Annotated in this window: 23 protein-coding genes; 4 read left to right on the forward strand and 19 right to left on the reverse strand. The window is 62.5% G+C overall.

From position 1 onward, the window contains the following. Positions 1–86 precede the first annotated feature (86 nt). Positions 87–2,066 (reverse strand): putative bifunctional diguanylate cyclase/phosphodiesterase, encoded by a 1,980-nt coding sequence (locus tag NKJ58_RS00685; protein WP_352852697.1) that lies wholly within the window; start codon positions 2,064–2,066, stop codon positions 87–89. Between the two features lie 256 nt (positions 2,067–2,322). Here NKJ58_RS00685 and NKJ58_RS00690 point away from each other — a divergent pair, with 256 nt between their 5' ends. Beyond that, entirely contained in the window at positions 2,323–3,369 is a 1,047-nt protein-coding gene (locus tag NKJ58_RS00690) for a class I SAM-dependent methyltransferase (RefSeq protein WP_023668687.1), read from the forward strand. A 276-nt stretch (positions 3,370–3,645) separates the two neighbouring features. Here the strand turns inward: NKJ58_RS00690 and NKJ58_RS00695 are convergent, their stop codons facing one another. Continuing rightward, positions 3,646–4,539 carry an SDR family oxidoreductase gene (locus NKJ58_RS00695; protein WP_023704933.1) on the reverse strand — a complete coding sequence of 298 codons (894 nt, stop codon included), beginning with the start codon at positions 4,537–4,539 and terminating at the stop codon, positions 3,646–3,648. Between the two features lie 127 nt (positions 4,540–4,666). Here NKJ58_RS00695 and NKJ58_RS00700 point away from each other — a divergent pair, with 127 nt between their 5' ends. Continuing rightward, entirely contained in the window at positions 4,667–5,605 is a 939-nt protein-coding gene (locus NKJ58_RS00700; protein WP_352638471.1) for an AraC family transcriptional regulator, read from the forward strand. 1,316 nt (positions 5,606–6,921) lie between these two features. Here the strand turns inward: NKJ58_RS00700 and recQ are convergent. From recQ to uxaC, 9 genes are all read right to left on the reverse strand, one after another. Beyond that, positions 6,922–8,760, reverse strand: a complete 1,839-nt coding sequence (gene recQ, locus NKJ58_RS00705; protein WP_352852755.1) for a DNA helicase RecQ — start codon at positions 8,758–8,760, stop codon at positions 6,922–6,924. Positions 8,761–9,024: 264 nt separating this feature from the next. Then, the gene (locus NKJ58_RS00710) at positions 9,025–9,363 is read right to left on the reverse strand and encodes a cupin domain-containing protein (protein WP_023684110.1); all 339 of its coding nucleotides are present in this window, start codon (positions 9,361–9,363) and stop codon (positions 9,025–9,027) included. A gap of 10 nt (positions 9,364–9,373) precedes the next feature. Then, positions 9,374–10,141, reverse strand: coding sequence for a 2-dehydro-3-deoxy-D-gluconate 5-dehydrogenase KduD (gene kduD, locus NKJ58_RS00715; protein ID WP_352852698.1), 768 nt, complete (start codon positions 10,139–10,141; stop codon positions 9,374–9,376). Then, complete coding sequence (gene kduI, locus NKJ58_RS00720; protein ID WP_352852699.1) at positions 10,138–10,995, reverse strand: 5-dehydro-4-deoxy-D-glucuronate isomerase; 858 nt, start codon at positions 10,993–10,995, stop codon at positions 10,138–10,140. Before kduI ends, kduD begins: the two co-directional genes overlap by 4 nt. A gap of 23 nt (positions 10,996–11,018) precedes the next feature. Then, positions 11,019–11,795, reverse strand: a complete 777-nt coding sequence (locus NKJ58_RS00725) for a FadR/GntR family transcriptional regulator (protein WP_352852700.1) — start codon at positions 11,793–11,795, stop codon at positions 11,019–11,021. Positions 11,796–11,819: 24 nt separating this feature from the next. Continuing rightward, complete coding sequence (locus tag NKJ58_RS00730) at positions 11,820–13,100, reverse strand: TRAP transporter large permease (protein ID WP_023693176.1); 1,281 nt, start codon at positions 13,098–13,100, stop codon at positions 11,820–11,822. Further along, positions 13,101–13,664 carry a TRAP transporter small permease gene (locus NKJ58_RS00735; protein WP_023688890.1) on the reverse strand — a complete coding sequence of 188 codons (564 nt, stop codon included), beginning with the start codon at positions 13,662–13,664 and terminating at the stop codon, positions 13,101–13,103. It abuts the gene before it with no gap. Between the two features lie 70 nt (positions 13,665–13,734). Further along, on the reverse strand, positions 13,735–14,712 hold the full coding sequence (locus NKJ58_RS00740) for a TRAP transporter substrate-binding protein (RefSeq protein WP_352852701.1): 978 nt from the start codon (positions 14,710–14,712) through the stop codon (positions 13,735–13,737). A 38-nt stretch (positions 14,713–14,750) separates the two neighbouring features. Further along, positions 14,751–16,160, reverse strand: coding sequence for a glucuronate isomerase (uxaC, locus tag NKJ58_RS00745; RefSeq protein WP_023715909.1), 1,410 nt, complete (start codon positions 16,158–16,160; stop codon positions 14,751–14,753). Positions 16,161–16,335: 175 nt separating this feature from the next. Here uxaC and NKJ58_RS00750 point away from each other — a divergent pair, with 175 nt between their 5' ends. After that, positions 16,336–17,844 (forward strand): mannitol dehydrogenase family protein, encoded by a 1,509-nt coding sequence (locus tag NKJ58_RS00750; RefSeq protein WP_023715908.1) that lies wholly within the window; start codon positions 16,336–16,338, stop codon positions 17,842–17,844. A gap of 28 nt (positions 17,845–17,872) precedes the next feature. Here NKJ58_RS00750 and lepB read toward each other — a convergent pair whose 3' ends face one another. From lepB to NKJ58_RS00785, 7 genes are all read right to left on the reverse strand, one after another. After that, positions 17,873–18,619 (reverse strand): signal peptidase I, encoded by a 747-nt coding sequence (gene lepB, locus NKJ58_RS00755; protein ID WP_032886549.1) that lies wholly within the window; start codon positions 18,617–18,619, stop codon positions 17,873–17,875. Positions 18,620–19,144: 525 nt separating this feature from the next. Then, a complete protein-coding gene (locus NKJ58_RS00760) occupies positions 19,145–19,552 on the reverse strand; it encodes a F0F1 ATP synthase subunit epsilon (RefSeq protein ID WP_023668674.1) in 408 nt (135 codons plus the stop codon). Between the two features lie 109 nt (positions 19,553–19,661). After that, positions 19,662–21,233, reverse strand: a complete 1,572-nt coding sequence (gene atpD / locus NKJ58_RS00765; protein WP_023698224.1) for a F0F1 ATP synthase subunit beta — start codon at positions 21,231–21,233, stop codon at positions 19,662–19,664. Between the two features lie 70 nt (positions 21,234–21,303). Next, positions 21,304–22,188 (reverse strand): F0F1 ATP synthase subunit gamma, encoded by an 885-nt coding sequence (locus NKJ58_RS00770; protein WP_023668672.1) that lies wholly within the window; start codon positions 22,186–22,188, stop codon positions 21,304–21,306. A 34-nt stretch (positions 22,189–22,222) separates the two neighbouring features. Continuing rightward, positions 22,223–23,752, reverse strand: coding sequence for a F0F1 ATP synthase subunit alpha (atpA, locus tag NKJ58_RS00775; RefSeq protein WP_023684101.1), 1,530 nt, complete (start codon positions 23,750–23,752; stop codon positions 22,223–22,225). Continuing rightward, positions 23,752–24,312 (reverse strand): F0F1 ATP synthase subunit delta, encoded by a 561-nt coding sequence (locus NKJ58_RS00780; protein ID WP_023684100.1) that lies wholly within the window; start codon positions 24,310–24,312, stop codon positions 23,752–23,754. The genes atpA and NKJ58_RS00780 overlap by 1 nt, the downstream gene beginning before the upstream one ends. A 246-nt stretch (positions 24,313–24,558) precedes the next feature. Further along, complete coding sequence (locus NKJ58_RS00785; RefSeq protein WP_023684099.1) at positions 24,559–24,954, reverse strand: AGROH133_08824 family phage infection protein; 396 nt, start codon at positions 24,952–24,954, stop codon at positions 24,559–24,561. Between the two features lie 138 nt (positions 24,955–25,092). Between NKJ58_RS00785 and NKJ58_RS00790 the strand changes: the two genes are divergently transcribed. Next, complete coding sequence (locus NKJ58_RS00790; RefSeq protein WP_023684098.1) at positions 25,093–25,281, forward strand: hypothetical protein; 189 nt, start codon at positions 25,093–25,095, stop codon at positions 25,279–25,281. A 16-nt stretch (positions 25,282–25,297) separates the two neighbouring features. Here the strand turns inward: NKJ58_RS00790 and NKJ58_RS00795 are convergent, their stop codons facing one another. Then, a complete protein-coding gene (locus NKJ58_RS00795) occupies positions 25,298–25,993 on the reverse strand; it encodes an aspartate/glutamate racemase family protein (RefSeq protein WP_023684097.1) in 696 nt (231 codons plus the stop codon). Between the last annotated feature and the right edge of the window lie 86 nt (positions 25,994–26,079).

A 26,079-nucleotide genomic window follows, 5' to 3' on the forward strand; every position in this document is an offset into this window, starting at 1 on the left:
AGGAGTGTCGCCCGAAGCTACGAAGTAGCGTAGGGGGACCGGAACGAAGCAGGATGCCCTCCGAAGCTTCAGCGAAGGGGCTGCCGCTAGGCAACAAGGCCTTGCCTCATTTGGTTTACCTCTTCGATCGGGACTGGATGCCCGGTGAGGAAGCCCTGCATCAAATTTACCCCCAGGCGCTGCAGCAATATGTACTGCTCTTCGGTTTCGACGCCCTCGGCGAGCACGACATGGCCGAGATTGCGAAGCAGCCCGACCATGTCCCGCAACAGGCTCAAGCCACGAGACGTCTGGCAATCGTGGAGGAAGCTGCGATCGATCTTGACCACGTCGAATTTGAAGCGGCGGAGCCATGTCAGGCCGGCAAATCCCGTTCCGAAGTCGTCCAGCCAGATCTGAACGCCGAGTTTTCGCAACCGCTCCACGTTTCTTACCGCTTGCGCCTCCAGAAAGATGTCACTGCCTTCGGTGATTTCGATGGCCAGTTTCTGGGGCGCAAGGCCGTGCCTGCCAAGGATTTCGGTGATCCGGAGCGAAAAGTTGGGAGCCTTGAGCTGAAGAACGGAGACGTTCACCGTCACGACCGAGCCCAATCCGTATTCCGTCATGTCACCGCAGGCTCGATCGATCAGCCACGTACCCAGTTCCACGATCGCTCCGGTCTGCTCGGCAACGGGTATGAATACGGACGGACTGATCATGGTGCCGTCGAAGTCGCATACCCGCATCAGACTCTCGTGGCCCAGCACGCGTCCCGACGCCAGCTCGCGAATTGGCTGGTAGGCGACAGAAACGAGCTGGTTGGAAACTGCCACCTTCAGCAGTTCTGAAAGATTTTCGCCCGAGCGATCCTGGCTGGTGGCGTGTGGGTCGTAAATCGTGAACGTAGCCCGACCGGCAAACTTGGACGCGTAGAGTGCGCGGTCAGCTTCCTGCAGCAGGATTCTAAGCTCTATGCTCTGATCGGCGCGCGTCAACGACGCTCCGGCACTGATCGTGACGATGTTGAGCTTGTCGCCCCGGTCAGGGTGATAGATATCCAAATCCTCTACAGCGCGACAGAATTTCTTCGTTATCTCATGAAGGTGAGCCCGCCCGGTGACCTTGCAGAGAATGACGAATTCTTCTCCGCCATAGCGGGCCGCGATGGCGTTGTTGGCAGCCGCCATCTCGGAGAGGACATGGGCGAGTTTGATCAGGCAATCGTCGCCGGCCTGATGACCAAGTCCGTCATTGAACCTTTTGAAGTAGTCGACGTCGATCAGAATGAGCCCTATCTCGTCGTCGTCCGCGGCCCAGTCTTCGCGCAGCTCCGAGAATTCTCGAATGATCGCCCTGCGGTTCTTCATTCCCGTGAGCGGATCGGTGTCGGCGATTTCGGTTAGCTTTTGCCCCTTCTTGATAGCAGCCTGCTCCTGGAACTGCGCCCGAAGCGCGTGCAGGAAAGTCTGGTACCGCTCCAGGCTCAGCCGCCACGAAAGATAAAGCGACAAGACGAGGCAGTTCACGAAATAGGCCGACAGCACGATGCGGCCGGCGATGTCGGCCTGAAGGGAGAACATCGCGGCGTACACAAAGCTTGCGGCGACCGTCGCGGAGGCAAGGGCTGAAAGCCAAAAACGGAAGTTGAAGAACAGATTCGCACCCAGGATGAACACTGTGCCAAAAACCATGAAATGGGAGAGGGCATCCTGATGCTCTGTTCCAACAGCGGAGACGAGCCACCCAAGGGCACCGGAGACAATCGCCAGCGCTGCTACAAGGTGCAAGGTGGCAAGGGCAAAGCCCCGTCGGGCGACAAATTCGACAAGCGCCAGGGAAGTGATCCCTAGCGTAACGCGCGTCAAAACAAGCCGGCCGGCGACATCCGGAAAGAGAAACCAATCGAAAAGGCCATAGGCCACATAGCTGAATACAGCAGCCGCAATACCCCATCGCACAAGGCTGCGATTCTCATCGGCATCCTTCTGCAGGAACAGTGTCAGGAGTTCCGGATCGGCGGAATGCCACCGCGGACGTCCAATCGCTGCCGCCACCTTCTGGGCAACGTCCTCGCTCAGTTGCATCGCAACGCTCCTCCGCGATCTGCAGTAGCGAATGCAACAGCCGACGTCGCCTGCGGTTGGGGAATGAAGACGTCCCTGTCCGCAAGAAAAGTCAGATGTCGCTAACCGAGGGTAAACGGGCGGTTCGGATTTAGCCAGTTTGCAGGATTGATGGCCGTTCCGTTGATTAAAATTTTATTAAAATTGTTAGCATTGGTTGGCGGCGCACCTATGCTGCTGGCCGGGGACCGGGGCGGTAAACCGGAGAGTAAACGGCATGCCTATCAAGCCAAAACTGCAGCTCGACCAATACAGCCTGGTCACCACCAGGCTGATGAAGAAACATGTTGCGACCTCCGAAGAGGCGGCTGACTCCGACGAGTTGAGGGACAGCACGGCCCAGCTCGCCCTGATACTGGACCTTGCTCATCAAGCCTTTGCGCGAAACAAACCGGCCGCCCCCGTCGTCCATCGTTTGGCGGGGCGACTCCACAAGCTCCGCCGGCAGGTTGCTCCCGCGGTCTGGCAGAAACTCGTTCCTTTGGCTCAGCAGCATCGGGTCGCGGAATATTTGCTCCAAGACCCGTTCACGCGGTGGTCGGTCGAAAAACCGCGCGGGTATTCAGGCGATGCAGGCCTGCTGGATATTTACTACAAGCATCCGATCGCCGACGAGATCGTGGCCTCGTCGACCTTACTTGGTCGGCAAATTTATGCGTACACCAGTGAAGCTGCCAGTTCGGTGGCGGGGCGCGAGCGGCGGGATATTCTGGCCAGGACCGTGGACGAGACGGCCAGCAGTGTGGAAAAGGCTGAGGTGCTGGCGATTGCCTGCGGCCACCTCAGGGAAGCCGAACGCTCCGATGCGTTGGCCAGGCATAAACTGCAACGTTGGATCGGCCTGGATCAGGACCCCGTCAGCGTAGCCACGGTGAACCACGACTTTGCCGGCACGGCAGTCGAGGCAGTCCAGGGTTCCGTACGCGGCATCCTGCGCCGCGCCTACGCCCTTGGCACATTCGATCTCGTCTACGCATCGGGGCTTTACGATTACCTGCCGCGTGCCATCGGCGTCCGCCTGCTTCAAAGAGCCATGGAACTCGTCAAGCCCGGTGGCGAATTCCTGTTTGCCAATTTCAGCGACGAGATAACGACGGATGGTTACATGGAGACTTTCATGGATTGGCCGCTCATCCTACGTTCGGCCGACGATATGTGGGACATCATCAATGCCGCCCTCGGCGGGAGTCCTTTCGACGCGAAAGTCTACTATGGCTCGAACCGGAATATCGTTTACGGCAAGGTGAGGAAGGGCGATCTCTAACTAGGCGCGGGAATCGCGCGCGCATCCCCGTAACAAGGTAGGTCTGCCATGACGAGGCCATGCCTTCGCCGGCTTTCCGGCGACGGGCGAGCAGGTCGTCCGGGCTGCGGGCGGCCTACGCCGTGTTCGTTCTGCTTGCCGCCATACAGATGTGGCGGCGGTTCCAGCAGCACGACGGTGCTGCCCGCTCGGCGGGCTGCGTCTGGCCGTGTTGCTGGCACTGCCGCTGATCGCCAGGCTGTCGGTCGTGCAATGCAACGCGACTGGCCGGCCTGATCAGGCCTCGAAATAGCCGGGACGGTCGAGATCGGCGATGAGCCCAAGCCCGGTCGGCTGCCATCCCAGCGCAGTGCGGGTCTGCTCACTTGACGCCGACAAGTCCCTGCCGATGAAATGCCCGAGAAAGCCGAAATGCGCAGCCGCCTCCTCGGGGCCTATGGAAACGACCGGCAGGCCGAGCCGGCGGCCGATGATCTCGGCGATCTCTTTGCTCGCCACGCCCTGTTCGGCAACCGCATGATAGCTGACGCCGCCCGCCCCCTTCTCCAGCGCCAGCCTGTACAGGGTGGCGGCGTCGAACCGGTGCACCGCCGCCCAGCGATTTGCGCCGTCGCCGACATAGGCCGAGACGCCCTTTTCACGCGCAATGGCAATCAGCATCGGCACGAAACCGTGATCGCCCTCGCCATGGACGGTCGGCGCCAGCCGCACCGTCGATGCGCGCACCCCGCGCGCTGCGAGCGCCACGGCCGTTGCTTCCGAAGCGCGCGGCATGGAGACCGATGGAGGCGCAGGTTTGTCGTCTTCGGTTGCCGGCCTTCCCTGAGCAAAACCGGCGAGTCCGGAGGTGACAAGCAGCGGCCGCTCGGAACCCTCGAGCGCCGCGCCGAGCGTTTCGATGGCGCGCTGGTCAACTGCGCAACTGGCGGCGAATCTCGAAAAGTCGTGGTTGAAGGCCGTGTGGATGACGCCATCCGATTGGGCAGCGCCGCTGCGCAGGCTCTCGAAATCCTCGATATCGCCGCGATGCGCCTCGGCGCCCGCGGCCACGATCGACTCCGCACCTGCTTCCGACCGCGCGAGGCCAAGCACCTGATGGCCCGCCCCGAGCAATTCCCGCACAACAGCCGAACCGACAAAACCGGTAGCCCCGGTAACGAACACACGCATGATCATTTCTCCTTGGTTTTCGGCGAAGGCCGTACAGGCAGCCCGTTGCCGAAGGAGATAGAAGGTTGCGATCATACGATCTATACTGTAAAATCCGAGATATCTTCGCAATCGTCCGAGAACGCTCATGGATCCGCTGTCAGACGTGCTGTCGCTGCTGAAGCCGCGCAATTACCTGTCGGCCGGGCTGGAAACCGGTGGCGACTGGGCGATCCAGTTCCCTGACCAGCAGGCCGCCATCAAATGCGGCGCCGTGGTGTCCGGCCGATGCTGGCTGTCGGTCGAGAGCGTCGCTGAGGCGGTGCGCCTTGACGCCGGCGACTGCTTTCTGCTGCCGCGCGGCCGGCCTTTCCGTCTTGCCAGCGATCTTGGCCTGCCGACGGTCGATGCGCGAACGATCTTTTCACCGGCGCGGACCGGCGGCATCACCGTCCATAATGGCGGCGGCGATTTCCTCCTGGTCAGCAGTCGCTTCACGCTGTCCGGCGACCATGCCGGCATCCTCTTGCGGATGCTGCCGCCCATCGTCCACATCCGCGGCGAGAGCGACCATTCGGCGCTTCGCTGGCCGGTGGAGCGGATGATGCAGGAATTGCGCCAGCGGCGTCCCGGCGGCTTTCTCATCGTCGAGCACCTCGCCCACATGATCCTGATCGAGGCCTTGCGCCTGCATATGACCGCGCAAGGCAATGTCGGCTGGCTGTTCGCACTTACCGACAGGCAGATCGGCGCGGCGATCGGCGCCATGCACGAGGACCCGGCGCATGGCTGGACATTGCAGCAACTGGCGGAGCGCGCGGGCATGTCGCGATCGACTTTTGCGCTCAGATTCAAGCAGACGGTCGGGGCCTCACCCCTGGATTATCTGACGCGCTGGCGCATGATGCTGGCCGGCGACCGACTGATGCATTCCGGCGATCCGGTCTCCGTCATCGCGCTGGCGCTCGGCTACGAATCCGAAAGCGCCTTCAGCACGGCATTCAAGCGCGTCATGGGCTGTTCGCCGCGGCAGTACAGCCGCCGGGAGCCGGACCTGACTGCGCAGGCCGAACGCGAAGCCGCCTGAGGCGGCGATCCGATCGCCTTGATCACCTTGCCCTTAAAGGCTGAAGCGCGAACGAAACTCGGTGAACGACATCGCCAGATGGTTCTCGTCCACATGGCCGGTGATTCCGTCCACACTGCGCGAGTCGAGTTGTAGCGGGCGAGCCAGAGCGGACAATTGCCGAAGCCGCTCGGATTTCCCAGCGCGCTTCGACCGCTGCGGCCCTTCTGCTCAGATCGATCCCTTGCTTGCTCCATGGCATGCGCTTGACAATCGACTGATTCGCAACCCTTCGGGAATATAAGTATTCCAGTTAACGTAGGGATAATCGGCAGCAGGAACTAGATTTCAGACGCACAATGGCACGAGCAAAATCGCTGTTTCCATGCTTCCAGAATGACTTGCTCGCGTGCTGGCGGTAACCGGCACAAACTTCTCCGATTTCCATGCCCCTACGGCTGGGTAGCGCAATACGGTTAATTGCGCGGCTGCTAATATGCCTATATCTTAAGCAGCGCAGGGGGCCTCATATCTCCCCGCAGTGGCCGGTGCGGTGAAGCCCCACAAGCATGCCCAACCTGCACCGGCCATTCCCTATGGCTGGGTATGGTCTTCGCGCTCGGCAATCTTTTCCAAGAGCTTCCGTGAAGCCTCTAGGACGCGTCGCGTTTCGGCGATGGTCGATTGCAGGGAGTCCAGTTGGCTCTCCGCTCGGAGCTGGCTACGGCGGGCGCTTTCAATGAACTGGTGGTCAGGTTCCCACCGGTCTTTCGTCGGGCTTAGCCTCTCTACAGACGAACGAACTTGTCGAGATGCAGGCGTATCCGCTGGCCCTCAGCATAGGACAGCGCAAACGGTTCAATCACGAATGATTCGGGTAATTTCCTGGTCTTCCTTGGCCACAGGAACGGACCATTCGCCGCCGGCTTCGACCACTTCCACGCAAGGCAATGCTTTGCGGATTGGACCCACGTTTCCACCACAGCCTCTATACGAAAAGCAATGGTAACCTCGAGTTTTATACTCCCGTCGAAAGCGGGTTTTCAACAACAAAGATGGTCTGAATCATACCATTCGGGTTAGCGGATAGCGGCTGCCGACGTAGCGTCTCCAAGGCCAAGAAAACCGCCATCCGCGCGCAACAGCGGGTTCCATAGTCACGGCTACATCCGAAGAATCGACCGCATAGATTCAGGAATGTGTGTTGTCGTCACGGTTCCATACAATTTGGAAGGCCATTCCCCTACGGCAGGGTAGCGCCAAAATGAAAGGATAAGCGGGCGGGCAGTTTGAAGGCGTACTGATGCCGGATCGGGCTTTGGTCCAGCAAAAGCCTCTCAGCCTGACGCCTCGGAAAAGTGCGCGGCAATGGCGCTCAGAAAAACCTTGCCGAACTCCTTGAGCTTGGCCGCACCGACGCCATTCACTTCGGCGAAATCGTGGAGGTCTTGCGGACGACGCTCGGCCATGTCGATCAGTGTACGATCCGAAAACACCACATAGGCCGGCACCTGGCGTTCCTTGGCCAGACGCAGCCGCAGCGTCTTGAGCGCCGCGAGCAGCGACGCATCTACATTTTCGCTCTGGGGGCTCTGCCCGGCGCGAGCCGCGCGGCGCGCGGCGCGCGTGCGCATCTCGACCCGATACTGGAACGGCACCTCGCCCCGGCCGAGTGCGTGGCCCTTGTCCGCGATGGCCAACCCGCCATGGCCGGCCGGGTCCGGCATCAGGAAACCGTTCGCGACCAGCTGGCGAATCATAGATTGCCAAAAATCCTTCTTGTGCGCGGTGCCATTGCCAAAGGCTGCCAGCCTGTGATGCCCCCTTGCCGCGATCTTTTCAGTCTCGTGGCCGATGAGGATGTCGATGACATGGCCGGCGCCGAAGCGCTCGCCGCTCTGCGCCACCGCCGCCAGGATGAGGCTCGCCTCGGCGGTGCCGTCGGTGCGCGGCGCCTGTTCCAGGCAATTGTCGCAATTGCCGCAAGGGACCGCCTCTTCACCGAAATAACCGAGCAGCACCTGGCGGCGGCACTCGGCCGTCTCGCAATAGCCGATCAGCGTATCGAGCCGGCCATGCGAGCGGCGCTTGTGCTCAACGGCTGCGTCCTCGTCGTCGATGAACATGCGGCGCATGCGGATATCGCCGAGGCCGTAAAGCATATGCGCCTCAGCCGCCCGCCCGTCACGACCGGCACGGCCGATCTCCTGGTAATAGGCTTCCAGGCTGCCGGGCAGATCGGTGTGGAAGACATAGGCGACATCAGGCTTGTCGATCCCCATGCCGAAGGCGATGGTCGCCACCATGACGACGCCCGACAGGGTCATGAAGGCGTTTTGATTCGCATCGCGCGCCTCCTTGCTCATCCCGGCGTGATAGGCGAGCGCGGTCACGCCGTTCTTTTCGAGAAACGCCGCCATCTCTTCGGTCTTCTTGCGCGACAGGCAATAAACGATGCCGCTGCGTCCCTGATGGCGCCCGATGAAATTGAGCAACTGCCGCTTGCTGTCCTGTTTGGGCTCGATGGCAAGCTTGATGTTGGGTCGGTCGAAGCCAAGCACCTGCGTTTCGACACGCCCGCCAAACAGCCGTCTCTCGATGTCTGCCCGCGTCGTCTCGTCCGCCGTCGCCGTCACCGCAATGATCGGTACGTCGGGAAAGATGCCACGCAGTTGCGAAAGGTCTTCATATTCGCGCCGGAACGCCGGCCCCCACTGCGAAATGCAATGCGCCTCGTCGATGGCGATCAGGCTGACATCGAGCCTGGCAAGCGCATCCAGCATCCGCTCGGTCATCAGCCGTTCCGGCGCGAGGTAGAGCAGCCGCGTCTGGCCCGACGCGACGCGGCGCCATGCCGCGACATTGGCATCACGGTCGATCGAGGAATTGATCGTATCGGCGGCGACGCCGGCGAGGCGCAGTGCCGCGACCTGATCCTGCATCAGCGCCACTAGCGGCGAAACGACAATGGTCAGCCCACCCTTGACCAGCGCCGGAACCTGGTAGCACAGCGATTTGCCGGCACCCGTTGGCATGACGGCCAGCACATGGCGGCCGCCAAGCAGCGCCTCCATCACCGCGGCCTGTCCGGGACGGAAATCGTCGAAGCCGAACACGTCCTTGAGGACGCGCCGTTTGGGATCGTGCGTCGGCACGCTTGTCGTCGATATCTGCATCACTGATGTTTTTGCGATCGGCCGCCCGAAGCAGCGGCGTGGACAGAACGATTAGCGCAGCCCCTGCGTGACCACAACAAGCAGCAGCAACACCCTACCGGCGATCTACCTGATTGGCATCGTTAAACCTATCTTCACCATGTTGCGGCACCGTCCAACCCTGCGGCGATGTTTCGAGTACCGCTGCGCCACGAGCGCACAGGCAACAGCCCGCGCCTCCCCAGGAGGCGCGGGTTTCCTGTTTCTGGAATTGCCGAAAAAGGTTCAGGCCAGGAAATCGGCGCGGTGCGGGGTAAAGCTGTCGACCAGGCGCCCGGCCTCCAGCGCCTTGACGCCGTGCACCAGATTGGACGGCACGATGAAGCTGCCGCCGGTCTCGATGGTCGCGGTGCGGCCGTCGATGGTCACCTCGAAGCGACCTTCGGCGACATAGCTGGCCTGGACATGCGGGTGCGAATGCAGTGCGCCGACGCCGCCCTTGTCGAAGCCGAACTCGACCATCATCAGCTCATCGGTGGAGACGAGAACGCGGCGTCTGTTGCCGTCCGGCGTCGGCGTCCAGGCGCTCTCGCCGGGCTGTGCGAAAATCTTGGCTTCAATCATGACCATCTCCTCATCGCGCCAGCCAGCCGCCATCCACCGGGATCACGGCGCCGTGCATATAGTCGGATGCGGGGGCCAGCAGGAAGACAGCGGCGTCGCCTATGTCTTCCGGTCCGCCCCAGCGCCCGGCCGGGATGCGCGCCAATATAGCGGCGCTGCGGTCGGGATCGGCGCGCAACGCCTCGGTGTTGTTGGTTTCAATATAGCCGGGCGCAATGGCGTTGACGTTGATGCCTTTTGCCGCCCATTCGCAGGCCAGCAGCCGGGTTATGCCGAGCGCGCCATGTTTCGACGCGGTGTAGGACACGACACGAATACCGCCCTGGAAACTCAGCACCGAGGCGATGTTGACGATCTTGCCGCGCTGCCCGGAATCGGCCAGCACGCGCCTGGCAAAACCCTGGCTGAGGAAGAACAGCGTCTTCAGATTGACGTCGATGACGTCGTCCCAATCGGCCTCGGAGAAATCGACCGCATCGGCGCGGCGGATGATGCCGGCATTGTTGACCAGGCCGTCGATCGGGCCGGTCTTCTCCCACACCTGGTCGAGCATGGCCTTGGCGGCAACATGATCGGCGAGATCGCACCGCACAGTCTCGAACTGGCCGCCGGCTTCCGCGACTTGCCTTTCCGTGTCGTCCATCACAGAGCGGCCGACACCGATGACGATGCCGCCGGCGCGCGCGATCGAGACGGCGATGCCTTGGCCGATGCCGGTGTTCGCGCCGGTGACCAGGATACGCTTGCCGGCCAGGCTGAAGGAGGAAGGGCCGCTCAACGCAATTCACCCAGCGGCACCGGGTCGACATCGGTGTAGTCGACATTGTCGCCGGCCATCGCCCAGATGAAGGCATAGTTCGAGGTGCCGGCCCCGGAATGGATCGACCAACCCGGCGACAGCACTGCCTCCTCATTGGCCATGACGATGTGGCGGGTTTCGTCCGGCTCGCCCATGAAATGGAAGACGCGCGCCGTCTCCGGCAGGTCGAAATAGAGATAGACCTCCATGCGCCGGTCATGCACATGGCAAGGGATGGTGTTCCACACCGAGCCCGGCGCCAGCTGCGTCATGCCGACCACCAGTTGGCAGGTCTTGACGCCATCGGCATGGATGAACTGGAAGATGGAGCGTTCGTTGCAGGTTTCCTTGCTGCCGAGATCGAGGCGCTTGGCGTCGCCAATGCGGATCAGCCGGTTGGGATGGGTGTGATGCGCAGGCGCGCTGAGCAGATAGAATTTGGCCAGTGCGCCCTCATCGGCCGATGCGAACGAAACGTCGGTGCTGCCCATGCCGAGATAGAGCATGTCGCGCGCCTGCAACTGGTGGGTCTCGCCATTTGCCGTCACCGAGCCGGCGCCGCCGATATTGACGATGATCAGCTCGCGGCGGTCGAGAAAATTCTTGGTGCCCGTCGGCTTGATCGCTTCCAGCGGCAGCGGCGCTGCCGCCGGCACGGCGCCGCCGACGATCATGCGGTCATAGTGGGTGTAGGTCAGGCTGACGCGTCCCGGCTGGAACAGGTCGTCAATATGGAAGTTGTGACGCAGTTCGTCGGTGCCCATGGAAGCAGCGGCGACCGGGTCGATGGCGAAACGCGAGGTGAAATCGGTATGCGGGTGACTTTGAGTCATTGCTGCTCCAGCTGAATGAATGGCTATTTGGTTGCCGACGCCTTGACCGAGTCGGCGTAGTAGACCTGGCGGGCGTGCAGCCGCTCGCGGTAGCGCTCTTGGCTGGCGGTGAGATGAGCGCGCATCGCCTCGCGCGCGGCTTCGGCGTCGCCTGAGGTGATCGCATTCAGGATCACCAGATGCTCGCGTTGCAGCCCTCGCTGATAGCTGTCGGATTGCACCAGTTCGGTCGACCAGGGCGAGGTCACGTCGCAAGGAATGGCGCGGCGTCCGAGCACATCGAGCATCTCGACATAGAACGGGTTGTTGGTGGCGCTGGCGATTGCCCGGTGGAAGGCGAGATCGGCCGGACCGGTCGGCTCGCTGTTAAGAAGCAGCCGTTCGAATTCGAAGAACGCTTCCTGGATCGCTGCTTCCTGCGCGGCGTTGCGGCGAATGGCGGCGAGCCCGGCCGATTCGATTTCGACGGCCAGGCGCACTTCGAGCACATTGAGCGCGATGGAATCCTTGCTGCCCATATCGGCGGCGAGCGCGCCGAACATCGTTGAGATGTGCTCGGTGACGAACACGCCTGCGCCCTGGCGCGCCTCGACCAGCCCGTCGGCGGCGAGCTTGGCCAGCGCTTCGCGGATGACGGTGCGGCTGACGCCGAAGGTCCCGGTCAGTTGTCCTTCGGTCGGCAATTTGTAGCCGGGCAGGATCTCGCCCGCCTGCAGCTGCTTGCGGATCGCAGCGACGACGGTCTCCGACAGTTTGGGTTTTCTCTCGACCCTGAGATCAACAGCGCTATCCGATGCCATATCGCACCCCTGTTTGAAGACGCCCTATTTGAACACGCTCGGCAACCAGAGCGAAATCGCCGGAATATAGGTCACCAGCCCCAGGACCACGATGCCCGCGCCATAGAACGGCCAGATCGAGCGCATCGCTTCCCAGACCGTAATCTTGCCGACGGCACAGGCGACGAACTGCACCGTGCCGACCGGCGGTGTGTTGAGGCCAATGCCGAGATTGAGGATGGTGATGACGCCGAAATGCACGGGATCGACGCCGTAATGGGTGACCAGCGGCAGGAAGATCGGCGTACAGATGATGATCATCGGCCCCATGTCCATGAAGGTGCCGAGCAGCAGCATCAGGACGTTGAGCAGAAGCAGCACCACCAGCGGGTCGGTGGAGATGGCATTCATGCCCGCGATCAGCAGCACCGGCACTTTGAGATAGGCCATCAGCCAGCTGAACGAGGCCGCCGTGCCGATGATCAGCAGCACCATCGAGGTCGTACGCACCGCGCCCTTTGTGGCATGGACGAAATCGCCCCAGGCCATCGACCGGTAGACGAAGACGGTGACCAGCAAGGCGTAGATGATGGCGATGCAGGAGCTTTCCGTCGCCGTGAAAACGCCCGAGCGAACGCCGCCGAAGATGATACCGATAAGCAGAAGTCCGGGGATGGCGATGACCGCCAGCTCGCCGACACGCGAGAAGCCGGGAAAGGCCTCGACCGGGTAGCCTCGGCTGCGGGCGACGAAATAGGCGGTGACCATCAGCGAAGCGGCGAACAGCAGACCGGGCAGGATGCCGGCGGTGAACAGGTCGGCGATCGAAATCTTGCCGCCGCCGGCGATCGAATAGATGATCATGTTCTGCGACGGCGGCAGAAGCAGCGCGATCAGCGCCGCCATCGAGGTCACGTTGACGGCGTAGTCGGCGCCGTAGCCGCGCGCTTTCATCTGCGGGATCATCAGCCCGCCGACGGCAGCGGCTTCCGCCACAGCCGAGCCGGAAATGCCGCCGAACAACGTCGCGGCGATGATGTTGACCTGACCGAGCCCACCGCGGACATGACCGACCAGCGAGCCGGCAAAGGAAACGATGCGCTGCGCGATGCCGCCGCGCACCATCAGATCACCCGCAAAGATGAAGAACGGGATCGCCATCAGTGAGAACGCCGACATGCCCGACTTCAATTGCTGGAACACCACCAGGGGCGGCAGGCCGAGATAAAGCACGGTGGCGAAGGACGCCGCACCCAGGCAAAAGGCGATCGGCGTGCCGGCAAACATCAAAAGCGTGAAGACGCCAAACAGGATCCAGAGTTCCATCTAGGCCTCCTGCACGGCCGGCATTTCCGGCACTTCCTCGAGATTGATATCCTTGTCGATGTCGGCGCCGGACCAGCGCAGCACGATGCGTTCGGCCGAGAACAGGCAGATCAGAAAGCCGCCGGCGACCAGCGGCAGATAGTCGAAACCGCCGGGAAGCTCGAGCGCCGGGATGATGGTCCGCCAGGTCAGCCCGACCAGCTTGCAGCCGTACCAGACCATGCCGAAGCCGAAGCCGAACGCGATCAGGTCGGACAGGGTGCGCAGCGCCCATTTGCTGCCCTTGGGCAGGATATAGAGCAGCACGTCGAAGCCCATATGGTAATTCTCGCGCACGCCGACGGCAGCGCCCAGGAAAATGAACCAGTTCATCAGCATGATGGCGGTGACTTCGGTCCAGCTCGGTGACGCGTTGAGCACGAAGCGGGAAAACACCTGGTAGGCAACAAGCGCGGTCATGGCGACCATCCCGATGCCCGCGAGATAGAGCGCACCGTCGCAAATCTTCGAAAGCACCGCGCTGAAGCGCGGTGGCGCTCCGCTCCTGGCCGTTCCCGCAGTCATCCGATCCTCCCGGTCTTTCCGTCCCCTAAAAGCGATTGGCGGGGCGGCGCCATGCCGCGCCGCCAGAAAATCACTTGGTCGCCTGGATGCGCGTCGCGAGGTCCTTGAGCTCCGGCGTCTTCAGATACTTGTCGTAGACCGGCTTCATCGCATCGATCAGCGGCTGCTTGTCGATCTCGCTGACCTTGACGCCGGCCTTCTCGACGATCTCTCGCGACTTCTTCTCCTGCGCGTCCCACAATTCGCGCATCTTGACGACGCTGTCCTTGGCCGCCTGCTTGACGATCGCCTGGTCTTCCGGCGTCAGTCTGTCCCAGCTCGACTTCGACATTACCAGCACTTCCGGCACGATCTGGTGCTGGTCGACGGTGTAGTGCTTGGCGACTTCGTAGTGCTTGGCGGATTCGAAGCTGGGCCAGTTGTTCTCGGCGCCGTCGATGACGCCGGTTTCGAGCGCCGAATAGACCTCGCCATAGGCCATCGGCGTGGCATTTGCGCCAAGCGCGTTGACCATGTCGACGAACACGTCGGACTGGATGACGCGGAACTTCATGCCTTTCAGATCGGTGATCGAGGTGATGTCCTTCTTGGTGTTGTAGAAGGAACGGGCGCCGGAATCGTAAAAGGCAAGGCCGACCAGATCATGCGTCTCGAAGGCCTTGAGGATCTCGTCGCCGATCGGCCCGTCCATGACATGGCGCATGTGCTCGACCGAACGGAACATGTAGGGCAGCGACGGCACCGCGGTTTCCGGCACGATGCCGTTGAACGGACCCATCGAGACGCGGTTCAGATCGATGACGCCGGTCTGCGTCTGTTCGATCGTGTCCTTTTCCTCGCCGAGCTGCGCCGAATGATAGACCTCGACCGAATAGCGGCCGGCGGTGCGCTCCTTGATGAGCTCGCCGAGATATTTGACCGCCTCGACGGTCGGATACCCGTCCGGATGGGTGTCGGCCGAGCGCAGTACGGTCTGGGCGCCGGCAACGCCGATCATCAGCGAGCCGAAGGCGAATGTGGCTGCCATCAGTTTTGAAAAATGAAACATGACTGTCTTCCTCCCTTTTAAAATTCCACGCGCCCGGCTCACAGCCGGTACGCCTTCTTGGCAAGCGTGTAGGCAAGCTCCCGCGCCAGCTCATGCGCCTCGTCCTCACGCAGCCGGTGCTCGGCGACGAGACGGGCGAGAAAGGCGCAGTCAACCCGGCGCGCCACATCGTGGCGGGCGGGTATGGATGGAAAGGCGCGGGTGTCGTCGTTGAAACCGACAGTGTTGTAGAAGCCGGCGGTCTCGGTGGTCATCTCGCGGAACCGGCGCATGCCTTCCGGACTGTCATGGAACCACCAGGCAGGCCCGAGCTTCAGCGCCGGATAGACGCCGGCCAGCGGCGCCAGTTCGCGCGCGTAGCTGGTCTCGTCGAGCGTGAACAGAATGATGGAGAGGTCGCGCTCCAACCCGACGCAGTCGAGCAAGGGTTTGAGCGCCGCGGCATAGTCGGTGCGGGTCGGAATATCGAAGCCTTTGTCGCGGCCGAATCTCTGAAAAATTCCGGGGGAATGGTTGCGCCATGAGCCGGGATGGATCTGCATGACCAGCCCGTCGTCGCGGCTCATCTTGGCCATCTCGGTCAGCATCTGGGCGCGAAACAGCTTGCGCTCGCGCTCGTCGTCCGAGCCGCGGCGGATGGGGTTGAACAGCTCTTCCGCCGCCGCATCGGAAAGATTGGCGGTCTCGGCCGTCGGATGGCCGTGGTCCGATGAGGTTGCGCCGAAGCTTTTGAAGAAAGCGCGGCGATTGCGATGCGCGTCGAGATAGCCGGCCCATGTGCCGGTGTCGCAGCCGGTGATCTCGCCCAGACGATCGAGATTGGCCGAAAATCCTTCGAAGTCGGGATCGACGACGGCATCCGGCCTGTAGGCAGTGATGACGCGGCCCTGCCAGCCGCTGTCGCGGATCGTCTTGTGCCATTGGAGATCGTCGAGTGCGCCCTCGGTCGTCGCGATGACCTCGATGTTGAAGCGCTCGAACAGCGCGCGTGGGCGATAATCGTCGCGCTGCAAAAGCGCCGCGATGGTGTCGTAATGGCGGCTAGCGGTGCTGGCGTTGAGCGGCTCTTCGATGCCGAACAGATGCTCGAGCACATGGTCGAGCCACAACCGCGTCGGCGTGCCGCGGAAGAGGTAATAGTGCTCGGCGAAGCGCCGCCAGATCGCCCTGGGATCGGTCTCGACCGGCGAGCCGTCGAGGGTCGGGACGCCGAGATCTTCCAGCCGCACGCCCTGGCTGAACAGCATACGGAAAATGTAGTGGTCGGGCACCACCAGCAATTGCGCGGGATCGGGGAATGGCTCGTTGAGCGCATACCAACGCGGATCGGTGTGGCCGTGCGGGCTGATGATCGGCAGGTCCTTGATGCCGGCATGGAGATCGCGCGCGATCGACAGCGCGCGCCCTTCGGCGGCAAAAAGCAGATCCGGATCGGTCAGTCCCGCCACGTCGTTCCTCCCAGGGGCGATATCGGTAGGATTGGAAAGAAATAATGTCAACATACAAAAACTGGATTGTTGTATGATGACTTTTAACCGGCGTCAGGTCATTGTGCGGCGGAAGAGCGGATGTTAGGCCGCTAGCAGATCCCGCCCCGCTCACCATCCAGCGACAAGCCGCGCCATGACCAGCAGACGCCTTTCCAACGCAACAGTGCAATCCTTGCCGGCCTCGGTCGCGGTCCCCCCCTATGATCGCGCCAGTGTCGCCCCAGGCATCGTCCATCTCGGCGTTGGAGCCTTCCACCGTGCCCATCAGGCCGCCTATGTCGATGACTGCCTAGCGGCCGGCGAGACCGGCTGGGGCATTGTCGGCGTCTCGCTGCGCAGCCCCGACACGCGCCATGCGCTGACGCCACAGGACGGGCTCTACACGCTGGCGGTGCGCGGCAGCGATGGCGAAGCGCTGCACATTATCGGCTCGATCCAGTCGATGCTGGTCGCGCCGGAAGACCCCGGCGCGGTGCTGGCCGCGCTGACCGACCCGCGCACCCGCATCGTCACCCTGACCATCACCGAAAAGGCCTATCTCAGGGCCGCCGACGGCAGCCTCGACGAAAACCATCCCGATATCGTCCACGATCTGGGCAATCCCGGATCTCCCAGGACAGCGCATGGATTCCTGGCGGAAGCGCTGGTGCGACGCCGGGCCGCCGGCACGCCGCCCTTCACCGTGCTGTGCTGCGACAACCTTCCGGCCAATGGCGCCACGCTGCACCGGCTGCTGGTCGGGTTTGCAAAACTGCGCGATGCCGGCGCTGCTGCTTCAGGCGACGCTGCCCTCGCCGGTCATATAGCCGATGACGTTGCATTCCCATCGAGCATGGTCGACCGCATCGTGCCGGCAACCACCGATGCCGACCGGGCGCGCATCGCGGTCGAACTCGGCCTCGAGGACGCCTGGCCGGTGATGACCGAACCGTTCCGGCAATGGGTGATCGAAAACAGGTTTCCAGCCGGCCGCCCGGCCTGGGAGAAATTCGGCGTCACCATGGTCGAGGATGTCCGGCCGTTCGAGGACATGAAGCTTCGGCTGCTCAACGGCGCCCATTCGGGCATCGCCTATATCGGCCTGCTCAGCGGCCACGTCACCGTCGACCGCGCCTTCGCGGATCCCGCGATCCGCGCGTTCGTCGACCGGCTCTGGGCCGAGGCCATCCCGACATTGCCTGGGGATGCCGGGCTCGACACGTCAGCCTATACGGCCGAACTTGCCGAACGTTTCTCCAACACCGCGCTGGCCCACCGCACCGCGCAGATCGCCAATGACGGCAGCCAGAAATTGCCGCAGCGCATTGTCGCTACCGCCATCGAGTGCATCCAGGCCGGCCTGGTCCCGGAGCATCTGACGCTGGTGATCGCCGCCTGGATCGCCGCCTGCGAGGCGCGCGGCAAGGACCTGCCGGAAGCCCACTTTACCGATCCGCTCGACGCGGCGCTGGCGGCGCTCGACGAACGACGGATGCTGGAACGAGTAGCGGCGGTGTTCGACTGGGCCGGCTTCGCCAGTGGCAAGCCCGAGCGGCAGACGCTGATCGAACTGGTCGCCGCTCATCGCGAGCATATCCTGCAAGGCGGGATCGTGCTTGCGCTCTCAGCGCTCGGCATACCGGAGCCGACAAACGTAGGCTGAAGCTGGTCCGGAACCGCCCATTTCAAGCCTATTGTCCCGCCGGAGCGTCCAGCCTCTGCCGCGACGAATACTCCGTGCCTTGCGAATTCCAGAACAGTCGCACTGCCTTGCCGACCAGGTTTTCGGCAGGAACGAAGCCGACACTGAGCCGGCTATCGGAGGAATTATCCCTGTTGTCGCCAAGCGCGAAATAGTGGCCTTCGGGCACGTCGAACACCCGTGTGTTGTCGGTTGTTGAATTGTCCGTAAGACTGATGACGGAATAGGAAACGCCGTTGGGGAGGGTTTCACGTTGCAGTCTGGCGCTTTGGGGAGAGTCCTCGGAGCTGTACGGACCAACATCCTCGAGTTTGACCGCCACACCATTGATGCGAAGGATTCCGTCGACCATCTGGATTTTGTCGCCCGGCAGTCCAACGACCCGCTTGACGTAGTCGATGCTCGGATCCGCTGGAAATTTGAACACCACAATATCTCCGCGCTTCGGCTCGGCGGCAAAGATCCGGCCTTCGAAGGGCAGCAGCCCAAGAGGAACACTGTAGCGGCTGTAACCATAGGCAAACTTCGAGACGAAGAAATAGTCGCCGAGTTCCAGCGTTGGTGTCATGCTGCCTGCCGGGGTCGAAAACGGCTGGAAGAGGAATGTGCGGATCGCTAACGCGGCTCCGTAGGAGGTCAGCACGGCCAACAGCAGCACCGAAAGGCCGTGTGAATACCACCGGTTCGGTCTGTATCGTGACGCGAAAGGCACGACGAGCGCTACCCACAGGACCATGAGACCTAAACTGGAGAGATCCACCAGCCAGGCGAGATCGACCCCCGGCAGAACCGGGAATCCCTCATATGTCAGCGCAATGCTTATGGCGCTGATCACCACCAGGCTGGCAACCGCCGGCCGGCCGGCGCCGATCCAAAGGAACCCGCCGAACGGACCGCCAAAGGCCGCGATCAGCGCCGTCGTCCACCGGGATCGCGAGGCCGCTTCCGGTTGCGTTGTCTGTTCCGTCATCGGCCACCCCAAATCGATAGACAGCCGGACTGTCGAACAACCAGAAAGCAGGGGCAAGCCCCGATCCGACTGTACCGCCGCAGCCAAATCGCGGTTCCGCCGGCGCCATCGCCTAATACAAGCTCATCTCGCCCTGACTGGCAGCCGGCATGCCGCCACCCGATCTGATCATGCTGGCTGCCCGCCCTGAAATCCCGCCAAGGCCCTGCGCCTATGCGAGACGATCCAGGATGGCGGCCGCAACAAAAAAGCCGGGCTGAGCCCGGCCTTTTCTTCAAGTCATTCTGCGGCTTACGCCGGCAGCAGCGCGCCTTCGAGCGTGGTAAGCTGGCTAAGGAACTGCTCCGCCTTGCTGCGGGACTGATCGTCCTTGGCGTCGGCGGCGTCTTCCTTGGCTTCCTGGATGCGGCGGGCGAGATCGGCGCGGTCGATATCGCCGACAGCAACCGCCGATTCGGCCAGCAGCGTGCAACCGGCCGGAACGATGTCGGCAAAGCCGCCGAACACCACATAGCGCTCTTCCTTGCCGCCGGCGGTCTTCAGCGTGACGACGCCCGGCTTGATCGTGGTCATGACCGGCGCATGGTGCGCCATGACTGTCATTTCACCTTCGGCGCCTGGAATGACGACGGACTCGACCTGCTCGGAAACCAGGAGGCGCTCCGGCGAGACCAGTTCGAACTTGAAAGCTTCAGCCATGTCAATTTAGTGAGTAGGGAATAGTGAGTAGGGAGTAGGGAGAGGACAGCTGTCCTGATCACCCGGCCGCTATTCACTACTGACTACTGACTACTCCCTATTGCCTTGATTACGCTGCTTCAGCCGCCAGGCGCTGAGCCTTCTCGACCGCTTCGTCGATGCCGCCGACCATGTAGAAGGCGGCTTCCGGCAGGTGATCGTAGTCGCCGTTACAGAGGCCCTTGAAGCCCTTGATTGTGTCGGCGAGGTCGACCAGCTTGCCCGGCGCACCCGTAAACACTTCGGCGACGAAGAACGGCTGCGACAGGAAGCGCTCGATCTTGCGGGCGCGGGCCACCGTCTGCTTGTCCTCTTCCGACAGCTCATCCATGCCAAGGATGGCGATAATGTCCTGCAGCGACTTATAGCGCTGGAGGATCGACTGCACCTGGCGGGCGACGGCATAGTGCTCCTCGCCGACGACCAGCGGATCGAGCATGCGCGAGGTCGAGTCGAGCGGATCGACGGCGGGGTAGATGCCCTTTTCCGAGATCGCGCGGTTGAGCACGGTCGTCGCGTCCAGGTGGGCGAACGAGGTCGCAGGCGCCGGGTCGGTCAAATCGTCGGCCGGCACGTAGATCGCCTGCACCGAAGTGATCGAACCCTTGGTCGTTGTGGTGATGCGTTCCTGCAGCGCACCCATGTCGGTGGCCAGCGTTGGCTGGTAACCCACGGCCGAAGGAATACGGCCGAGCAGCGCCGACACTTCAGAACCGGCCTGCGTGAAGCGGAAGATGTTGTCGACGAAGAACAGTACGTCCTGGCCCTGGTCGCGGAAATATTCGGCGACCGTCAGGCCGGTCAGGCCGACGCGGGCACGCGCGCCCGGCGGCTCGTTCATCTGGCCATAGACCAGTGCCGCCTTGGAGCCTTCGCCGCCGCCCTTCTTGTTGACGCCGGACTCGATGAACTCGTGATAAAGATCGTTGCCCTCGCGGGTGCGCTCGCCGACGCCGGCGAAGACCGAGAAGCCGCCATGCGCCTTGGCGACGTTGTTGATCAGCTCCTGGATCAGAACCGTCTTGCCGACGCCGGCGCCGCCGAACAGGCCGATCTTGCCTCCGCGGGCGTAGGGCGCCAGAAGGTCGAGCACCTTGATGCCGGTGATCAGGATCTGCGCTTCCGTCGACTGTTCGACATAGGTAGGCGCCGGCTGGTGGATGGCGCGCATCTCGATGCCGTCGACCGGGCCTTCTTCGTCGACCGGCTCGCCGATGACGTTGATGATGCGGCCGAGCATGCCCGGGCCGACCGGAACGGTGATCGGCGCGCCGGTGTCATAGACGTCCTGGCCGCGAACCAGGCCTTCGGTGGAATCCATGGCGATACAGCGCACGGTGTTTTCGCCCAGATGCTGGGCAACTTCGAGCACCAGGCGGTTGCCGACATTGGAGGTTTCGATGGCGTTCAAAATGGCCGGCAGATGATCGCCGAACTGCACGTCGACGACGGCGCCGATGACCTGGCGAACCTTGCCGATGGCGCCGGTCTTCTTGACGGCAACGCTCGTCGTCTTCACTGCCGGGGCCGCGGCCTTGGCGGGCGCGGCCGCCTTCTTGGCCGGAGCGGCCTTCGCCGCTGCTGCCGGAGCCTTTGCGGCCGCCTTGGGGGCCGTCTTCGCGGGGGTCGCTGCTTTCGCCATCGTCTTTACCCTTCTCGTCCTTTGTTTCTCACGCTCCATCAGAAGGTCGATGACCTCCTGGCGGTCGCGCCTAGAGCGCTTCGGCGCCCGAAATGATTTCGATCAGTTCCTTGGTGATCTGCGCCTGCCGCTGGCGGTTATAGGTGATCGACAGTTTGTTGATCATGTCGCCGGCATTGCGCGTTGCATTGTCCATGGCGCTCATTTTGGCGCCCATCTCGCCGGCTGCGTTTTCGAGCAGCGCGCGGAAGACCTGGACCGAGATGTTGCGCGGAATGAGGTCGGTGAGGATCTCGCCCGGCTCCGGCTCGTATTCGTAGACGGCATTGCCACCGGCGGTCGCTTCGGCGGGAGCGGAAGCCACGCCGGCAGGAATGATCTGCTGCGCGGTCGGAATCTGGCTGATCACCGACTTGAACTGCGAATAAAACAGCGTGCAGATATCGAAGCCGCCTTCGCCGAACAGATGGATGATCTTACGGGCGATCGCATCGGCATTGACGAAGCCGAGCTTCTTGACATCGCGCAGGTCGACGCGGTCGATAATCAGCGAGGCATAGTCTCGGCGCAGAATGTCGAAACCCTTCTTGCCGACGCAGATGATCTTGACCTGCTTGCCGTCGGCCAGAAGCCGGCGGATATGGTCGCGGGCCAGACGTGCGATCTGCGAGTTGAAGCCGCCGCACAGGCCGCGCTCGGCGGTGCAGACGACGAGCAGATGCACATCGTCCTTGCCGGTGCCGGTCATCAGCGCCGGGGCATCGCCGCCGCCGCCGATCGCCTGCGTGATATTGGCCAGCACCGCACCCATCCGCTCGGAATAGGGACGCGCCGCCTCCGCTGCTTCCTGCGCGCGGCGCAGCTTCGCCGCGGCGACCATCTGCATCGCCTTGGTGATCTTCTGCGTCGCCTTGACCGAGGCGATACGGTTACGAAGGTCTTTTAATGAAGGCATGCTTCAAACCTGATCCCGAGCGTCCGGCTTCTTCTCAAGCGAAGGTCTTGGCGAAGGCGTCGATCTCGGCCTTCAGCTTGGCGCGCAGATCGTCCGACAGCGCCTTTTCCTTGCGGATGCCGTCCAGCACGTCCTTGCCGGCCGAGCGCATATGGCTGAGCAGGCCGTGCTCGAACTTGCCGACCTGGTTCAGCGCCAGCTTGTCGAGATAGCCGTTGACGCCGGCGAAGATCACCGTGACCTGCTCCTCGACCTTGAGGGGCGAGAACTGCGGCTGCTTCAACAGTTCGGTCAGGCGCGAGCCGCGGTTGAGCAGGCGCTGCGTGGCGGCGTCGAGATCGGAGCCGAACTGCGCGAACGCAGCCATTTCGCGGTACTGCGCGAGCTCGCCCTTGATCGAGCCGGCGACCTGCTTCATCGCCTTGATTTGCGCCGACGAACCGACGCGCGACACCGACAGGCCGACGTTGACCGCCGGACGGATGCCCTGGAAGAACAGGTTGGTTTCGAGGAAGATCTGGCCGTCGGTGATCGAGATCACGTTGGTCGGGATGTAGGCCGACACGTCGTTGGCCTGCGTCTCGATGATCGGCAGCGCGGTCAGCGAACCGCCACCCAGATCGTCGTTGAGCTTGGCGGCGCGCTCGAGCAGGCGCGAATGCAGGTAGAACACGTCGCCCGGATAGGCTTCGCGACCCGGCGGGCGGCGCAGCAAGAGCGACATCTGGCGATAGGCGACGGCCTGCTTCGACAGATCGTCATAGCTGATCAGCGCATGCATGCCGTTGTCGCGGAAATATTCGCCCATGGTGGCGCCGGTGAACGGCGCCAGGAACTGCATCGGCGCCGGATCGGAAGCGGTGGCGGCGACGATGATCGAATATTCAAGCGCGCCGCGCTCTTCGAGAACCTTCACGAACTGCGCGACCGTCGAGCGCTTCTGCCCGATGGCGACGTAGACGCAGTAGAGCTTTTCCTTTTCTGGCCCGTTGTCGTGCACGGCCTTCTGGTTGAGCATCGTGTCGAGGATGATCGCGGTCTTGCCGGTCTGGCGATCGCCGATGACCAGCTCGCGCTGGCCGCGGCCAACCGGGATCAGCGCATCGATGGCCTTGAGGCCGGTCGACATCGGCTCGTTGACCGACTTGCGCGGGATGATGCCTGGCGCCTTGACGTCGACGCGTTTGCGTTCGGTCGCCTTGATCGGGCCCTTGCCGTCGATCGGATTCCCGAGCGCGTCGACGACGCGGCCGAGCAGGCCCATGCCGACAGGCGTATCGACGATGGCGCCGGTGCGTTTGACGATGTCGCCTTCCTTGATGTCGCGGTCGGCGCCGAAGATGACGACGCCGACATTGTCGGCTTCGAGGTTGAGCGCCATGCCGCGGATGCCGCCGGGGAATTCGACCATTTCGCCGGCCTGGACATTGTCGAGGCCGTAGACGCGAGCGATACCGTCACCGACGGACAGCACCTGGCCGACTTCGGAGACCTCGGCCTCCTTGCCGAAATTCTTGATCTGGTCTTTGAGAATTGCGGAAATTTCCGCGGCGCGGATGTCCATCAGCCGACCTCTTTCAGTGCAAGCTTGAGCGAATTGAGTTTGGTTTTGAGCGACGTATCGATCTGGCGCGAGCCCATCTTGACCACCAGCCCGCCGAGCAGCGACGGATCGACGGTAACAGTGATGGCCACGTCCTTGCCGGCGACGCCTTTCAGCGCGGCCTTGAGTTCGGTCTGCTGGGCAGCCGTCAGTTCATGCGCCGAAGTGACCTCGGCTGATGTCTCACCGCGCTGTTCGGCGGCGATCTTGCGAAAAGCCTTGATCATGCCGGGCACCGCGAAGAGCCGGCGGTTGCGGGCGACGACGCGCAGAAAATTGCCGGTCAGGCCGGTGATGCCGGCTTTGTCGGCGATCGACGCGATTGCCTTGGCCTGGTCCTCGCTGGAGAACACCGGGCTGTTGATGAGGCGCGTCAGGTCGGCGCTGTCATCCAGCATCTTGGCGAAACTGTTGAGGTCGGCCTCGACCTTGGCCACCGAATTCGACTGCCGCGCAAGTTCGAACAGCGAACCCGCGTAGCGTTCTGCGACACCTGAGATTGGCGATGACGATTGAGCCACGGACCGTCTTTTCTCTTGTCTGAGGGGCCGCAGATTGTTGGCGCGAGCAAAAACTCTGGCTAAATCTTTGACCTTACTAAGTTTTTCCAAGCACGGAGGCGCGGCTTCCGCTATCCCCGGCCGAAAGTCGATTGCCGTCTAGCACAGGCATTTTAAGACCGCAATGCGTCGTCCCGCATGCTTTTCGGGCACTATTGTCGCATCCGGCCGCAGAGTTCAACTGAAGCCTTTGGATTGGCTGCCGATTCAGGGCAGAAAGCCGAAGACGAAGGCAAGCGGCAACGCGGCCAGGACGAGTTCGACGACGATCGACGCCCAGTTGAAAGGCGTGTTGGCGCCGTCCGACATCATCGACAGCAAACGGCCAAAAGCGGTGAACAGCCAGGAAAAGCCGAGTGCCATATAGAGCCACGGCTGCGCCAACAGAATGCAGCACAGGCTGACGCCGAGATAGAAGCCCGACATGCGGCCGCGCCCTTCCGCGATTGCCGCTGCCCTTTCGGGCCGGACCTGCAGCCGCAGAATCCGAAATGCCAGCCCTGGCGCGAGGAAAAACAGCAGACCGAGCGCCAAGGTGACGACGGCGCTAGACCAAGCCAGCCATTCGCCCTGGCTGGTCGGCCACGGAAACGCAAATTCCATCTTGCTTTCATCCCCTCACAGCAATGCCGGATGTATTGAATGTCGCTGCAAAAAGAAGTCAAGCGCGCGGCAGTTTTGGCACGCAATTCGTGAAGGAGCGGAAGGCTGTTTAGGCCGCGCGCGCGTCCGGCCAGCATCGTGGCCAACCTGTATTATCAGGCGACGCCTCCCTCCTATCTGCAGGACCGGTTTTGCACAGCCAAAGGCCCCGACACCGATCGCCTTTATTTCCTGACCAAGCACCTCAATCTGGCCGGCACGGAAGCAGATCGATGGAAGCTGAAAGTGGCCGGCAGCGGCAATGTCGCCGTGGCTGCCCAGCCCTGATGCTTTTTTTGACCCTTCAGGGCAGCATGAATGCGACCGCCGCCTCGGCATGGATGCGCGTGGTGTCGAACACCGGAATGTCGAAATCGCGCTCGCCAATCAACATGGTGATCTCGGTGCAGCCCATGATGACGCCATCGATCTTCTCATCGCGCCGCAGACGGGCGACCTCGTCGATATAGGCCGCCTTCGATGCCGCGTTGACGATGCCCCGGCAGAGCTCGTCGTAGATTACCTGGTGCACCATGTCGCGCCCGGCCTGGTCCGGCACCACGGGCTGCAGCCCGTATTTCTCCGTCAGCCGGCCCTTGTAGAAATCCTGCTCCATGGTGAAGCGGGTCGCCAGCAGCGCCGGCCGCTTGACGCCGGCGCCCTTGACCGCGACGGCCGTGGCGTCGGCAATGTGGATAAGCGGGATCGACACCGCCGCCTGCACCCGGTCGGCGAGCTTGTGCATGGTGTTGGTGCAGATCAAAAGCCCCTCTGCGCCGCCCGCCTCCAGCTTGCGCGCCGCATCCGCCAGCAGCACGCCCGCACTGTCCCAGTCGCCATGATGCTGCCGGTCGGCGATTTCGGCGAAGTCGAAGGAATAGAGCAACAGCTTTGCCGAATGCAGCCCGCTCAGCCGCTCGCGCACGATCTCGTTGAGCAGGCGATAATAGATCGCCGTCGATTCCCAGCTCATGCCGCCGATAAGGCCAAGGGTTTTCATGCGCTGAGCCTCCAGCAGGACCGAACGATCTCTCTCACAGAAAAGCTTTACGGGTCGATGTCAATCTTAACGCGCGCCGTACCACG

Source organism: Mesorhizobium sp. M0139 (genome assembly GCF_040322455.1).
In the GTDB taxonomy this organism is placed as follows: Bacteria; Pseudomonadota; Alphaproteobacteria; order Rhizobiales; family Rhizobiaceae; genus Mesorhizobium.